The 14,411-nt window shown below is 73.8% G+C and carries 13 protein-coding genes; 4 read left to right on the forward strand and 9 right to left on the reverse strand.

The genetic code is table 11. The features are described 5' to 3' along the window. Nucleotides 1–40: 40 nt before the first annotated feature. The 4 genes from CGE01nite_RS06075 to mraZ all read right to left on the reverse strand — a co-directional run bounded on the left by CGE01nite_RS06075 (nucleotide 41) and on the right by mraZ (nucleotide 4,081). Nucleotides 41–1,885, reverse strand: a complete 1,845-nt coding sequence (locus tag CGE01nite_RS06075; protein WP_229747438.1) for a peptidoglycan D,D-transpeptidase FtsI family protein — start codon at nucleotides 1,883–1,885, stop codon at nucleotides 41–43. Nucleotides 1,886–1,968: 83 nt separating this feature from the next. Beyond that, nucleotides 1,969–2,403: a cell division protein FtsL gene (gene ftsL, locus CGE01nite_RS06080; RefSeq protein ID WP_141369616.1), complete on the reverse strand. Its 435-nt coding sequence runs from the start codon at nucleotides 2,401–2,403 to the stop codon at nucleotides 1,969–1,971. Beyond that, entirely contained in the window at nucleotides 2,400–3,419 is a 1,020-nt protein-coding gene (rsmH, locus tag CGE01nite_RS06085) for a 16S rRNA (cytosine(1402)-N(4))-methyltransferase RsmH (RefSeq protein WP_048342895.1), read from the reverse strand. Before rsmH ends, ftsL begins: the two co-directional genes overlap by 4 nt. A gap of 224 nt (nucleotides 3,420–3,643) precedes the next feature. After that, nucleotides 3,644–4,081 (reverse strand): division/cell wall cluster transcriptional repressor MraZ, encoded by a 438-nt coding sequence (gene mraZ / locus CGE01nite_RS06090; RefSeq protein WP_048342930.1) that lies wholly within the window; start codon nucleotides 4,079–4,081, stop codon nucleotides 3,644–3,646. Nucleotides 4,082–4,670: 589 nt separating this feature from the next. Here mraZ and CGE01nite_RS06095 point away from each other — a divergent pair. From CGE01nite_RS06095 to CGE01nite_RS06105, 3 genes are read left to right on the forward strand one after another with little or no spacing between them, the layout of a single operon-like run. Beyond that, nucleotides 4,671–5,696: an AAA family ATPase gene (locus tag CGE01nite_RS06095; RefSeq protein ID WP_141369618.1), complete on the forward strand. Its 1,026-nt coding sequence runs from the start codon at nucleotides 4,671–4,673 to the stop codon at nucleotides 5,694–5,696. Then, on the forward strand, nucleotides 5,696–6,946 hold the full coding sequence (locus CGE01nite_RS06100) for a DUF58 domain-containing protein (protein ID WP_048342897.1): 1,251 nt from the start codon (nucleotides 5,696–5,698) through the stop codon (nucleotides 6,944–6,946). The genes CGE01nite_RS06095 and CGE01nite_RS06100 overlap by 1 nt, the downstream gene beginning before the upstream one ends. Next, nucleotides 6,943–9,291, forward strand: coding sequence for a transglutaminase domain-containing protein (locus CGE01nite_RS06105; RefSeq protein ID WP_141369620.1), 2,349 nt, complete (start codon nucleotides 6,943–6,945; stop codon nucleotides 9,289–9,291). The genes CGE01nite_RS06100 and CGE01nite_RS06105 overlap by 4 nt, the downstream gene beginning before the upstream one ends. A 245-nt stretch (nucleotides 9,292–9,536) precedes the next feature. Here CGE01nite_RS06105 and CGE01nite_RS06110 read toward each other — a convergent pair whose 3' ends face one another. From CGE01nite_RS06110 to CGE01nite_RS06120, 3 genes are read right to left on the reverse strand one after another with little or no spacing between them, the layout of a single operon-like run. Further along, nucleotides 9,537–9,944, reverse strand: a complete 408-nt coding sequence (locus CGE01nite_RS06110; protein ID WP_048342899.1) for an SCO2097 family morphological protein — start codon at nucleotides 9,942–9,944, stop codon at nucleotides 9,537–9,539. A 38-nt stretch (nucleotides 9,945–9,982) separates the two neighbouring features. Beyond that, nucleotides 9,983–11,266 (reverse strand): DNA polymerase IV, encoded by a 1,284-nt coding sequence (gene dinB, locus CGE01nite_RS06115; RefSeq protein WP_141369622.1) that lies wholly within the window; start codon nucleotides 11,264–11,266, stop codon nucleotides 9,983–9,985. After that, entirely contained in the window at nucleotides 11,263–11,703 is a 441-nt protein-coding gene (locus tag CGE01nite_RS06120; protein WP_048342901.1) for an SAV_6107 family HEPN domain-containing protein, read from the reverse strand. Before CGE01nite_RS06120 ends, dinB begins: the two co-directional genes overlap by 4 nt. A 173-nt stretch (nucleotides 11,704–11,876) precedes the next feature. Here CGE01nite_RS06120 and CGE01nite_RS06125 point away from each other — a divergent pair, with 173 nt between their 5' ends. Beyond that, nucleotides 11,877–12,788: a spermidine synthase gene (locus CGE01nite_RS06125; RefSeq protein WP_141369624.1), complete on the forward strand. Its 912-nt coding sequence runs from the start codon at nucleotides 11,877–11,879 to the stop codon at nucleotides 12,786–12,788. A 140-nt stretch (nucleotides 12,789–12,928) separates the two neighbouring features. On the opposite strand, the gene CGE01nite_RS06130 is transcribed toward CGE01nite_RS06125, so the two are convergent. Together CGE01nite_RS06130 and CGE01nite_RS06135 are read right to left on the reverse strand one after the other, a co-directional pair. Continuing rightward, complete coding sequence (locus CGE01nite_RS06130; RefSeq protein ID WP_048342902.1) at nucleotides 12,929–13,132, reverse strand: cold-shock protein; 204 nt, start codon at nucleotides 13,130–13,132, stop codon at nucleotides 12,929–12,931. Between the two features lie 291 nt (nucleotides 13,133–13,423). Continuing rightward, nucleotides 13,424–14,362 (reverse strand): proteasome assembly chaperone family protein, encoded by a 939-nt coding sequence (locus CGE01nite_RS06135; RefSeq protein WP_141369626.1) that lies wholly within the window; start codon nucleotides 14,360–14,362, stop codon nucleotides 13,424–13,426. Between the last annotated feature and the right edge of the window lie 49 nt (nucleotides 14,363–14,411).

Genomic DNA, 14,411 nt, shown 5'->3' on the forward strand with positions numbered 1-14,411 from the left:
CCCGCACCCGACGCGCCGTCGACCGGCGTCAGGCGTGTGCTCACCACGTCGTGGGGAAGAGCGTCGCCTTGGCGCCCGACGGCGGCACACCGAGCTCGCTGAGCGCGTACGTGCCGATGTCCCGGAAGACCGGGGCCGCGACGACGCCGCCGTACTCCGACGTGCGCGGGTTGTGCAGGATCACGCTGATCGCCAGCCGCGGCTCGTCGGCCGGGACCACGCCGATGAAGGACGCCGTGATCCCCTGCTTGCCCTTGACCCAGTTCTGCGCGGTGCCCGTCTTGCCGGCGACGCGGTACCCGGGGATCGCGGCGCTCGACCCGGTCCCGTCGTCGACCACGGACTCGAGCATCGACATGACGTCCGCGGCGGTCTTCTCCGAGACGATGCGCGTGCTCGGTGCGGGGTCGGCCTCGGAGTACCGGCCGTCGGTCGACGTCCAGCCCTTGATGACGTGGGGCTGCACGCGCACGCCGCCGTTGGCCACCGTCGCGAAGACCTGGGTCGCCTGGAGCGCGTTGACCGCGACTGCCTGGCCGAACAGCACCGCGTACGGCGTGCGGTTGTTGTTGCGGTCGGCGAAGAACCCGGCCGACTCGCCCGAGAGCTCGATGCCCGTCTTGCTCCCGAGGCCGAACCGCTCGAGCCACTGGTAGCGCTGCTCGGTCGTCAGCAGGGAGCCGATCTGCACGGTCCCGGTGTTCGACGACTCCGCGAGCACGCCCGTCGTGGTCAGGTGCTGCGTCTCGTGCGGGTGCGAGTCCCGGAACGTCTGCCCGTTCTCGATCGTCAGCTGGTACGGGACGGTCCACGTGTCCGTCGGCGTGACGAGGCCCTCCTCGAGCACCGCGGCCATCGTGATGACCTTGCCCGTCGAGCCGGGCTCGAAGATGTTCGAGATCGACGGTGCGAGCGAGCCGCCCGACGAGTCGCCGGGCTTGTTCGGGTCCCGCGCACCCGAGTCGGCCAGCGCGAGGAGCTCGCCGGTGCGCACGTCCAGCACGACGACCGTGCCCGAGTCGGCGCCCGTCGCCTTGACCTGGGCGTCGAGCAGGCTCTGCGCCTTCCAGGCGATGTCCGAGTCGATCGTGAGGCGCACCGACTCGCCGCTGGTCGCGGGCGTGTCCTCGAAGTAGCCGCCCGGCACCTGCTGGCCCTTGGCGCCGCGCTCGACCACCTCGGTGCCGGGCGTGCCCTTGAGCCGCTCGTCGAGCGAGGCCTCGAGCCCCTCGAGGCCCTGCCCGTTGGAGTTGACGAACCCGATCAGGTTGCCCGCGAGGTTGCCGTTCGGGTAGACGCGGTCGGCGACCTTGTCGATGTTGATGCCCGGCAGCCGCATCTTGAAGATCTCGCGCGCGACGGTCGGCAGCACGCCCTTGACCAGGTACTTGAACTTCCGGTCGCCGACGAGCTCGCCGCCGAGCACCGCGGCGTCCTTCTCGAGCAGCGGGGCGAGCCTGCGCGCGACGCCCAGCGCACCGGGCGGGTCCTCGTCGGTGCCGTCGCCGCGGTACTCCCCCACCAGGACCTGGTTGACCGAGATGTTGTACCGCTCGACCGAGCTCGCCAGCGCGACGCCGTCGCGATCCGTGATCTGGCCGCGCGCCCCGATGACCGCGTAGGTCGACAGCCGCTTGTCGCGCGCCTCCTGCGCGAGCGACGGGCCGCGGACCGCCTGGACGTACACGAGCCGTCCCGCGAACGCCGCGACGACCAGCGCGAGGACGACGACGAGCACCAGCAGCCGGGCGTGACGACCCGCCGGGGCGGGCTGCTCACGCCGCGGGACCACGATCGGCGGCGTGCCGCGCGGGCGCGCGGGCTTGTCCGCACCGCCCTGCGGCTCGCGCGGACCCGGTGCACGGCGCACCGTCGTGGAGCTCACGGGGCCACTGTGCCCGCTGCCGGGCCGAGCGGCCGGACCGCCACGCGGGGAGCGTGGGGCCCGGCGCTCGGTGACGTCCGTCATCAGCGCCCGCCGGCTGCGGCCTGCACCGCCCCGTCGGACAGCCGGATCCAGCCCGTCCCGTCGGACGGGACCATGCCGAGCGCGCTCGCGGCCTTGGCGAGCTGCGCGGGCGAGGCCTTCTGGTCGAGCGCGGCGGACAGGTCCTGCGCGTCCTGGTCGAGCCTGCCCAGCTCGTTCGACAGGTCGTAGTTCTCGTAGGAGTTCTTCGCCATCTGGGTGTTCAGCAGCAGCGCGGACAGCAGCGCCGCGGCCAGCACACCCATGCAGACGAGGACGAACGGGACCCGGGTGCGCCCGTGGGCCGGCGCGCGCACCAGCCGCAGTCGCGGCGACGCCTGACGCGCGGGCGCCTCGAGCGGCGTGGGACGAGCCCCGGCCGCGGACGCGGGGCGGCTCGGAGCGGGGTACGCGCGGGCGGCGCTGCTGGCACTCATGCTGCCCTCCTCGGTGCGGGTCGCAGGTGGTCGGGGGTGGGACGAAGGCGTTCGGCCGCGCGCAGTCGCACGGACTGCGAGCGCGGGTTGCGCGCGAGCTCGGCCTCGTCGGCCTCCTCCGCACCGCGGGTCACCAGGCGCAGGTACGGCTGGTGGCTGTCCGGGACGACCGGCAGGTCGGGCGGCGCGCTCACGCTCGCGCCGAGCGCGAACGCCTGCTTGACCATGCGGTCCTCGAGCGACTGGTACGCCTCGACGACGATCCGTCCGCCGACGGCCAGCGCCTCGATCGACTCGGGGATCGCCGCGGCGAGCGCGTCGAGCTCGTGGTTGACCTCGATCCGCAGCGCCTGGAACGTGCGCTTGGCCGGGTGGCCGCCCGTCTGCCGCTTGGCGGCCGGGATGCTCGCGCGGACCAGGTCGACGAGCTCGCCCGTGCGGGTCAGCGGCGCCTCCTGCCGGGCACGCACGATCGAGCGTGCGATGCGCGGCGCGAACCGCTCCTCGCCGTACGTGCGCAGCACGCGGGCCAGGTCACGCTCGTCGTAGGTGTTGAGGACGTCGGCCGCGGTCAGACCCGAGGTGGCGTCCATCCGCATGTCGAGCGGCGCGTCCTGCGCGTACGAGAAGCCCCGCTCGACCTCGTCGAGCTGCAGCGACGAGACCCCGAGGTCCATGAGCACGCCCTGCACCGCGGGGATGCCGAGCTCGGCCAGGACGTCGCGGATCTCGTCGTACACCGCGTGCACGCCCGTGAACCGGTCGCCGAACGGCGCGAGCCGCTCGCTCGCGAGCGCGATCGCCTGCGTGTCACGGTCGAGGCCGACGACCCGCACGTGCGGGAAGCGCCGGAGCACCCCCTCGGTGTGACCGCCCATGCCGAGCGTCGAGTCCACCATCACGGCGCCCTCGACCTCGAGCGCGGGGGCGAGCAGCTCGAGGCAGCGCTCGAGCAGGACCGGCACGTGGCGCGAGGCGGCGTCGGGCTCGTTCGTCGGCTCGTTCGACTCGGTCATGCGGTCCCCCTCTCGCGCTCTCGTGCTCGTGGCTGGTGGTCGGGCAGCCCCTCCGCCGTCCGACCAGATCCCCCACCGGCCCTCTGCCGCGGGGAAGTGCGGCAGAGCGGTCGGGAGGAGGTCTCGTCGGGCGGGAGCCGGGCTCGTCGTGGTGCGGTGCTCGTCGTGCGGCTGTCGTCGTGCTCGTCGTCGTGCGGTTAGTCCGTGTGGTCGGCGGTTCGGCCTCACCACCTGCCCTGCGGGAAGACCTCCTCGGTCGCGTCGGCGTAGCCGGCCTCCTGCTCGGCGAGGTACGTCTCCCAGGCCGCGAGGTCCCAGATCTCGACGCGCGTCCCGGCGCCGATCACGGCGACCTCGCGGTCGAGCCCGGCGTACTGCCGCAGCATCGGCGGGATGGAGATGCGGCCCTGCTTGTCGGGCAGCTCGTCGCTCGCCCCGGACAGGAACACGCGCAGGTAGTCGCGCGCCTGCTTGCTCGTGACGGGCGCCTGCCGCAGCTGGTCGTGGTACCGGCGGAACTCGTCCAGCGGGAGCAGGAAGAGGCAGCGCTCCTGACCGCGCGTCATGACCAGTCCCTGCGCGAGCTGAGGCCGGAACTTGGCCGGGAGGATGAGCCGGCCCTTGTCGTCGAGGCGAGGCGTGTAGGTGCCGAGGAAGGGCATGCCCGAGCCGAGGATGCCGACGGTCTCATGCGACACCTCGCCTCCCTCCGCCGGCCGACCCTTCGGTCCCGCCGCCTCGCCGACCGCACCTCACCGACCCGGTCCCGGGGCGGCTGACTGACCTTCCGCCGGTCCGGAGACCGGCCCGCGGTGCGACCTGAACGACGGTGCGAAACCCGTTCACTCCCTGCCTCACCACGTGCCCCCACGGTACTCCACTTTGCTCCACCCGCACCTTGACGGACCCCTGTTTTCACCCGAACGGCATGCGTTTATGCAGGTCAGAGGGGGTGGGGAGAAGTGGAGGAGATTTCGCGTCCCGCGAGGGTCGCCTCGGGCGACAGAGCCGGGCCGACGGTCGGAATGTCCGCGCTCGTCCCGTTCTGACCCCATATCAACGGGCGCTGCGGCGACGCCGCGACGTGCGAGGTGGAGGCAAGTGGGGGGCTCGGGCGAACAAGGCGATCAGCGCGACCGCGACGCCCCTGACGGCCCCTGGCGCGGGGCGTGCGGGTGGAACTGCGACAAGGCAGCCCCGACCGGACGTACCGCGTCGTAGGCTCGTCCCCGACCGCCAAAGGAGGCGCCCATGCTGCAGTCCGTTCCCTCGTCCGACGAGCTCTCGGACCTCGTCGCCACGACCGACCGGATGCGTACCGCGATCGAGCACGTCGTCACCGGTCGTCCCGAGCTCGTACGCACCACGCTCGCGGTGCTGCTCGCCGAGGGCCACCTGCTCCTCGAGGACGTGCCCGGGGTCGGCAAGACGACGCTCGCCAAGGCGCTCGCACGCACGATCGACTGCAGCGTCGGCCGCATCCAGTTCACGCCCGACCTCATGCCGAGCGACCTCACGGGCGTCAACATCTTCCGCGCGCAGACGAACGAGTTCGAGTTCCGGCCCGGGCCCGTGTTCGCGCACGTCGTCATCGGCGACGAGATCAACCGCGCCTCCCCCAAGACGCAGTCGGCGCTGCTCGAGTGCATGCAGGAGGGGCAGGCGACCGTCGACGGGCGCACGTACCGGCTCCCCCGGCCGTTCTTCGTCGTCGCGACGCAGAACCCCGTCGAGATGGAGGGCACCTACCCGCTGCCCGAGGCCCAGCGCGACCGGTTCATGGCACGCCTGACGGTCGGCTACCCCAGCGTGCAGTCCGAGCTCGACATGCTCGACCTGCAGGAGACCTCCGACCCCCTCGCGGGCCTGCAGGCCGTGACCGACGCCGCGCACGTCGCGCGGCTCATCGAGATCACGCGTCGGCTGTACGCGTCGCCCGCGGTCAAGCGCTACGTCGTCGACCTCGTCGGGGCGACGCGTCAGGAGCCCGGGCTGCGGCTCGGGGCCTCGCCGCGCGCGGCGATCCAGCTCCTGCGTGCCGCCAAGGGCGTCGCCGCGATCGACGGCCGCGACCACGTGCTGCCCGACGACGTGCAACAGCTCGCGCCCGCGGTCCTCGCCCACCGGCTCCTGCCCAGCACCGAGTCGCGGCTGTCGGGCCGCAGCACGGAGTCGATCGTCGCGAGCCTCGTCGAGAGCGTGCCGCTGCCCGCCGCAGGACCCACCCACGCCCCGAGCGCGACCGCCGGCGTCGCGAGTGCGCGGCGCGCCATCTGATGCTGCTGCGGCCCACTCTGCGGGGCTGGGCGCTCGCCGCGACCGGTCTGGCCCTCGTCCTGGTCGGCATCGGCATGGGCTCACGCGACGTCGTACGGATCGGCGCGCTGGCCCTCGTCGTCGTCGCCGCGAGTGCGGGGGTCGTCGCCTGGCTGGACGCGGGCGGCACGCGCCGTCCGCTCACCGTCCAGCGGCTCGTCCTGCCCAACCCCGTCCACGCGGGTGAGCGGGTCGGCGTCGAGGTCCGCATCACGTCGAGCGACCCGAGCGGGCGCGCCAGGCTCGCCGGGCTGAAGTTCGCGGAGCAGGCCGCCACGGAGCTGTCCGCGGGACGCCCGTTGCGGGCACGCGTGCAGCGTTCGCCCGGCATCGTCCTCGTGTCCTACGGGGTCGAGGCCGCACGGCGCGGACGCTGGCCGCTCGGCCCGCTCGTCGTGACCCGGACCGACCTGTTCGGCACCGTGGCGAGCACCACCACGCTCGGCGAGCAGGCAGAGGTGACGGTCTGGCCCACGATCGTCCCCCTCCCCACGCCTTCGGACGTGCTGATCGGCGAGCCCGACCGCGTGGCACTGGGCGCGCGGTCGCCGTCGACAGACGACGCCTCGCTGCGCGACTACCACGAGGGCGACGACCTGCGCCGCGTGCACTGGCGCAGCAGCGCGCGGCGCGGCGAGCTCCTGGTGCGGTCCGACGAGCGTGCGGGCATGCGCCCGGTCTCGGTGCTGCTCGACATGCCCAGCCGCGGCCCGCACGTCGAGTGGACCATCTCGCTCGCGGCGTCGATCGCGCTGGCCATGCTCGAGGCGGGTCACCCCGTCCGCCTGCTCGACGGCGTCAGCGAGCACAGCACCCTCACGGGAGTCCCGTTCGTCCACACGCGCCACGACGGCGCACGGGCCGCGCTGCTCGACCGCACGGTCGACCTGGAAGCCCCCCGGGGCAGCACCGAGGCGCAGGCCAGGCTCGTGCGCGGCGCGCACCTGCTCGAGAGCACCGAGGCGGGCGGCGAGATCGTCCTGGGCGTGCTCGGTCCGCTGGGCGCCGGAGCACGCAGCGCGCTCGCACACGTCGCCGACACCGCGCAGGGGTGGGCGATCGTGCGCACCGACCCGCAGCACGCGGGCGAGCGGCGCGACGCCGAGCACACGGTCGCCGCGCTGCGGCGGGCCGGGTGGCGCGCGTGCGAGGCCACGCCCGGCGAGCCGCTCGTCGACTGCTGGCTGCGACTGCTCGGGAGCACGCGATGAGCCCGCTCAACGTCACGGCCCCGCGCGGGTGGCGCGCCGTGCTCGCCACGACGCTGTGCGCCCTCGCGACGCTGGCGTCCCTGCACGCGCTCACGAACCTGCTCGGCACCGTGCCCTGGCGGGGTGCGGTCACCGCGATGGTCCTCGTGGTCGCCGCGAGCGTCGTCGCGGTGCGCGCAGTCACCCGCGCTGTGTGGGTACCGAGCGTCGTCGGGCTCGTCGTCGCGTTCGTCGCGGTCGTGCTGCGGTACGGTCAGCCGCCCGGCCGGCTCCAGCTGGTCCCCGACCTCTCGTCGTGGGAGCGCACGACCGCGCTGTGGTCAGAGGGGCTGCACGTCGTCCAGGTGGCGGTCGTGCCCGTCGACGTCGTCCGACCCCTCGAGCTCCTGCTCGCGGTCGGCGCGCTGCTCGTCTTCCTGGCGGCGGACCTGCTCGCCGTCGGGCTCGGCATGCCCGCGCTGGCGGGCGTCGCCTTCGCCTCGATGTGGACGCCGACGATCGTGCTCGGCTTCCCTGCGCGCGGCTCCGCCCTGTTCTGGACCGGCCTGCTCTACCTGCTTCTGCTCGCCCTGAGCGTCGCGCCCCGCGGCACCCGCGACGACGACGCGCGGCGCGCGAGCCTCGCCGGGCTGTCCGCCGCGTGCGTGCTCGTCGTCGCGCTCGTCGCGGGTCCCGCACTGGCCGGGCTGCCCGGCTGGTCGTCGTGGGGGCTGCCGCGGTTCGGCTCCGGTGGCGGCGGGCCCGTCGACCTGACCTCGGACCTCGACGTGCGCGAGAGCCTCGGCGGACGCACCGACCGCGCCGTCCTGCGCTACCAGGTGCGCAGCCCCGACGAGGTCGCGCAGGACCAGGCCGACGAGCAGGACGACTCGGCCGCTCCGACTCCGACGGCCACCGCGAGCGCGGCACGCCCCGTCAACGCGAACTCGGTCGGCCCGCTGCGCGCGTTCACGCTGCTGTCCTTCGACGGCCGGTCGTGGCACGCCGACTCGGCGTCCGACAGCACCGTCCCCGTGCGCGACCTCGAGGGCCTGCTCACCCCGGACCCCGACCTGCTGGGCACAGCCCCCGACGCCGCACGCGGCACGCTCGCGATCGTCGACGCCGAGGTCGGAGCGCTCGAGGACCGGCAGCTCCCGATCCCGACGTTCCCGCGCACGCTCGCCATCGAGGGCGACTGGACGTACGACGTGCCACGTGACCAGGTCGACGGGGCCGAGAAGACGTTCGAGGGCATGCAGTTCTCGATGGTCGTCGAGATCCCCTCCCTGACGGCAGACGACCTCGAGAACGCCACGGTGGGCGACCCCGGTGACCCGCGGGCGCTCGAGGTGCCCGCGAGCTCGCACGCCGACGACATCCGCGCGCTCGCGAACCAGGTGGCCGACGAGGCCGATGCGGGCACGCCGTACGAGCGCGCGCTCGCGCTGCAGACCTACCTGCGCTCGGCCGCGAACTTCACCTACGACACCCGCGTCGCCCCCGCCCGCACCGACGACCCCGTCTGGGACTTCCTCGAGTCACGTCAGGGCTACTGCGTGCAGTTCGCGACCGCCATGACGGTCATGGCGCGCTCCCTGGGCCTGCCCGCGCGCGTCGCGGTCGGCTTCCTGCCCGGCGCGGCCGACGGCGACTCCTACGTCATCACGGGCCAGCAGTCGCACGCGTGGCCCGAGATCTACTTCGAGGGCTTCGGCTGGACGCGCTTCGAGCCGACTCCCGCCGTGCAGACCGGCGCGCCGCCGCCGTGGAGCGACCCGTTCGCCAACGCCGGCGGAGGACCCTTCCCGAGCGACGAGGCGATCCCGACGGCCGGCCCGCAGACCGGCAGCACCGCCCCGGCGACGGGCGGGCAGGGCACCGTGACCACCACCGAGCGCTCGACATGGATCCCGGTCGCGATCACCGTGGCCGTGGTGCTGCTGCTGGCGGCGCTCGTCGTGACCGTCCTCGCGCGTCGTCGCGCGCGCGTGCTCGCCGACCTGACGCCCGAGCAGGCGTGGGCACGGCTGCGCCGTGGCCTCGCACGGCTCGGTGTCCGGTGGACGGCGGCGACGACCCCTCGCGCCGCCGTGCCTGTCGTCGTGCGGCAGGTCGAGCGCGCGGGTGGGGGTGCACTCGACGACGCGTCCGTCGAGGCGCTGCGCTCGCTCGCACGCGCGGTCGAGCAGGAGCGCTATGCGCGGCAACCCGTGGCACCCGAGCCCGGCGCGACCGTGCGCTGGGCCGACCAGGTGGTCGCCGGTGCGCGCGGCGCGGGCGTGGCCCGCACGAGTCGACTCACCCAGGCTGTGCGCGCGGTGCGGGCGAGGGTCAGCCGCACCGGTCAGACCGCGCGACGCTGAGGCGTCGGTCGCCATCGCTCGCGCCCGGTGCACCCGCACCGGGTATGCCGCTCGCACGGCGCCATGCGGCTCGCACCGGGCATCTCGCTTGGCGCTGGGCACGTGGCGCGCGCCCGCCATGTCGCTCGCGCGGGGCATGACGAAGTTCACCCCACCACGGACGGCGTGGGTGAGATGCCGACCGGCCGGCACGACCAGTCAGTGAGACGACCGGACCACGGGCGACGCCGCGCGGGGTCCGGGGGTCAGAGACCGCCCTCGCCGCGACGGCGGTCCCAGCGCTCCTCCATGCGTGACATGAAGCTCTGGCCCTTGGCCCGGCCACGGGAGGACTTCTGACCGCCGTGCTTGCGCACACCGCCGTCCTCGGTCACGACGCCGGTCGGCCCGGACTGGCGGTGCGGCCGCGCGAACGCGTAGGCGACCGCGGCGAACATCACGATGAAGCCCACGACCCCGAGCAGCGGAAGACTGCCCGCGGCTCCGATCACGAGCAGCAACAGGCCGACGGCCGCACCGATCCCGGCCACGACGTAGCGCCCGACAGCGCGACGGCCACGCTGCGTGAGCGTGTTCGCCAGGCGCGGATCGTCAGTCGCGAGCTGGCGCTCCATCTGCTCCAGGACGCGCTGCTCGTACTCAGAGAGAGGCATCCCGACCCCCGATGGTCATGTCGATGAACGTGTCGGCATCAGGATAGATCCGCCACCTGGAAGGTGGTAGTCGGGCGGGCCGACGACGGCGCCGGGATCGCGGCGGCAGACCGGATCGCGCGGGCTCCGAACTTGTCCCGGACCTGGTCCATGGCGCGCTCGGCCTCCCGGTGCGCACCGTCCGTGCCGTCCACCTGGTCGTCGACCTCCGCGAACGTCGGCTGGCGGACGGCGGCGGACACGGGCGACAGCATCTCGACCCGCACGCCGACGAGCCGGACCGGCAGTCCCCCCAGGTCCACGCCCGCCAGCAGCGCGCGCGACGCCAGGTAGATCTCCCGCCCGACGTCCGTCGGGGTGGCCAGGGTCCGCGAGCGCGTGAGGGTCTTGAAGTCCGCCGTACGGACCTTGACCGTGACCGTCCGGGCAACCAGCGAGCGTTGCCGGAGCCGGCGCGCGCACCGGTCGGCGAGCTCCAGGGCCTTGGCCTGGACGACGCCGAGGTCGTGCTCGTCCGTGACGAACGTCTCCTCCGCGCCGATCGACTTCTCCTCGCGCCCCGGGCTGACGGGCCGTGGGTCCCGACCCCACGCGAGGTCGTGCAGGTGCGCACCCGCGACCTTGCCCACAGCGCGCTGCACGGTCGTCACGTCACTGTCCGCGAGCTCGGCCACGGTCGTGATCCCCCACCGGCCGAGCGCCACCTCGGTGCGTTCGCCGACGCCCCACAGGGCCCCGACGGGCAGGGCACGGAGGAACTCCACCGTCGCGGCCTTGGGCACCAGCAGCACCCCGTCCGGCTTGGCGTTGCCCGACGCGATCTTCGCGACGAACTTGGTCGACGCGATGCCGACCGAGCACGTGATCCCGTAACGCTCGCGCACCACCCGTCTGATGGCCTCAGCGATCTGTGTCGGGGGCCCGAGCCGTCGTCTGGCCCCCGCGACGTCGAGGAACGCCTCGTCGACGCTCACCTGCTCCACCAGTGCCGTCACGTCGGAGAGCACCTCCATGACGCCGACCGAGACCTCGTGGTAGGCACTGTGGTCGGGCGGTACCACGACGGCCTGCGGGCACAGGCGCATCGCGGCGGCCATGGGCATCGCCGAGTGCACCCCGAACGCGCGGGCCTCATAGGTCGCCGCGAGCACGACGCCGCGCGCTGCGCCACCCACGATCACCGGCAGCCCGCGCAGCTGCGGCCGTCGCGCGAGCTCGACCGACGCGAAGAACGCGTCCATGTCCACGTGCAGGATCGAGCAGCCGTCCTCGCTGGACCCCCAGCTCCGGCGCACCTGTGCCGCGCGGGGCGCCCTGCTCATGAGGCACGCACCGAGAGCATGCGCGGGGCGGCGCCACGCTCGGCGGCGTCCTGCGCGTCGAGCTCGTGGACGAGCTCGCGCGCGGCATCCACCAGGTCCTCGGCGGCGCAGAGCGTGCGCTCGGCACGGTCCTCGTCGACCTGGTCGAACCGGCCCGCGTCGATCGCCGAACGCAGCGCGGCGCCGTCGGCGAAGAACCGCGCGAGACGCTCGAGCTCGGGTGCCACCTGGGTGAGCATCCCCCAGACCGTGCGCGGCGCGCCCCGGCCGGTGGGGGTGCCACGGCGCGCGACCACCGCCGCACCGGCCCGCAGGCCGGCCAGGTGGGCGTGCCCGAACCTCTCCCACGGCTCCGCGGAGTACTGGGCGGCGAGCAGCTCCGCATCGGCGCGCGCCAGCAGCTCCTGAGCGCGGCCCGCGTGCACCACTGCCACCATCTCGCCACCTCCGCCTCGCGCCGTCCGGCCCGTCGCCGGTGAGTCCCGTGTCCTGAGTCCGTGTCCCGCATTCGCGTCTCGCCAGTATCGAACGTCTGTTCGATCCGCGTCAAGCGCTCCCGGCCCGCAACCGCCGGGACGAGGAGCCCCCGGGCGAGCCTTAGGGTCGACGCATGCCCGACCGTGGACGACGCCAAGGCTCTCACCGACCACCCACATCCCCCGGCTCCGGCGGACGCCCGGGCTCCCGGTCCGACGTCCGCACGCTCCGCGCGGCGTGGCCGTCCGGTCCGGTCACGATCCCCACGGGCACGGTCGAGGTCGTCCCCGACCCCGACCACTCCTCGGGCGCCACGGTGCTGGTCAACGGCGTGCCCAGCTCCTACCTCGACCTCGAGGACCCCGGCGTCCTCGCGTTCGAGTACATGCAGCAGATGGCGCTGGTCGTCGACGTGCTGCGCCCCGGCGACGCGCTCGACGTCGTGCACCTCGGGGCGGCGGGGTGCGCGCTCGCGCGCGCGATCGACCACGTCCGGCCCGGCTCGCGCCAGATCGCGATCGAGCTCGACGCCCAGCTGCCCGAGCTCGTGCGCACCTGGTTCGCGCTGCCGCGCTCCCCCGCGCTGCGGATCCGGGCCGGCGACGCACGCGCCCAGCTCGCCCTGCTCCCCGCCGCCTCCGCGGACGTCGTCGTGCGCGACGTGTTCGCCGGGGACTCCACGCCGTCGCACGTCACGACCGTCGAGATGGTGCGCGACGTCGCCCGGGTGCTGCGGCCCGGCGGCCTCTACCTCGTCAACTGCGCCGATGGCGCGGGGCTCGTGCGTGCCCGCAGCGAGGCGGCCACGCTCGCGGACGTGCTCACCGACGTCGTCGCGATCGCCGAGCCCGCGCTGCTGCGCGGACGTGGCTACGGCAACGTCGTGCTCGCCGCCACCGACGACCCCCAGCTGCTCGCGGTCGCGGGCCTCGCGCGCGCGGTCCGCAGCCTGCCGGCACCGGCCCGCCTGCTGCGCGGAGACGACCTCACGACCCTCGTCGGCGCAGCGCCGGTCCTGCGGGACCCGCCGCCCGACCCGAGCTGACCGCGTCCACGCACGAGCGCGCCCCGGGGGCACGGGCACGGCGGATGGGACGACTCGCGCGCGGGGACGACGAAGGGGCCGACCCTGACGGGTCGGCCCCTTCGCGGACTCGTCCGACGCTCGACGTCGAGCGCCCGAGGTCAGACCGGGCGGACGTGCTCCGCCTGCGGACCCTTCTGGCCCTGCGTGATCTCGAACTCCACGCGCTGACCCTCCTCGAGCGTCCGGTAACCCTGCGTCTCGATCGCGGAGTAGTGGACGAAGACGTCGGCACCGCCGCCGTCCTGGGCGATGAAGCCGAAGCCCTTCTCAGCGTTGAACCACTTGACTGCACCCTGCGCCATGTCGTGCTTCCTTGTCGTTCCACTCGGTGACGGCCGCGGAACTGCTCCGCGTCCGTGCCGCAATGCCTCACGTCCTGCACCGGGTGGGCCAGCCAAGGGCTGGTGGGACTGCCGCCCGGGAGAACCGGGAGCGACGGCACCGGTCAAGCGATCACGCCACTGCAACGTCAGCGATCTTTGCATCGCCGATGTGTCGTGCGCCACGCCTCCCGGCGCCCGTTCGACCAGATTTCGACAACGATTGGGTAAACACCGGACCGCGCGTGGGCCGGACGGGTGACGCGGGACGGGTCAGCGCCCGGCGGGGTCGTCGCCCTGCTGGGCCAGGAAGCGCTCGAACTCGGCGCCCAGCTCGTCGGCCGTCGGCAGGTCCGTGGCCTGCGCGAGCAGGCTCGTGCTGCCGAGGTTGCGGCTGAACGCGTCGTACTGCTCCTCGAGCGCGGTCACGAGCGACCGCACCTCGTCGGACTGCGAGACCTGCCGCTCGATCTCGAGCGTCGCGTCGGTCGCGGCCGACTCGAGCTCGCCCGTACGCAGGTCGAGCCCCGTCGCGCGCTCGACTGCCCGCAGAGCCGCGATCGTGGCCTGCGGGTACTGCGACTGCGCGAGGTAGTGCGGGACGTGCACCGCGAAGCCCATCGCGTCGTGGCCGGCCTCGCCCAGGCGCAGCTCGAGCAGCGCCGATGCGCTCGCCGGCACCTGGACCTGGCCGAACCACGACTTGTGGTCGGCGACGAGCTCGTCGCGCGTGGCGTGCGCCGTCACGGAGACCGGACGGGTGTGCGGCAGCCCCATCGGGATGCCGTGCAGCCCGATGGTCAGCGGGACGTCGAACCGCTCGACGAGCTGCCGGACAGCCGCGACGTATCGCTCCCACTGCACGTCCGGCTCCGCGCCGTGCAGCAGCAGGAAGGGCACACCCTCGCCGTCACGCACGAGGTCGACGACGAGCTGCGGCTCCTCGTAGTGCGTCCAGGCGGTCGCGTCGAAGGTCATGGCTGGCCGCCGGGAGCGGTAGTCGACCAGCTGGTCGGCGTCGAACGTCGCCAGGCGCGTGTGCGGGAGCTCCTCGACCAGGTGCTCGACCGCGAGCTGTCCCGTGCTGCCGGCGTCGACGAACCCGCGCACCGCGTGCACGAGCACCGGTCCGCTGCCCTGTGCCACTGACCGGGCCCTGACCTCGGCCGCAGCCACCGGGTCCACCTCGTAGATCTCGCTGGGGTCCAGCACGCGCACTCCCTGTCGTCTCGGTCGGACGTCTGGCGTGCACAACGCGCCG

Source organism: Cellulomonas gelida, from assembly GCF_006538725.1.
Taxonomy (GTDB): Bacteria; Actinomycetota; Actinomycetes; order Actinomycetales; family Cellulomonadaceae; genus Cellulomonas; species Cellulomonas gelida.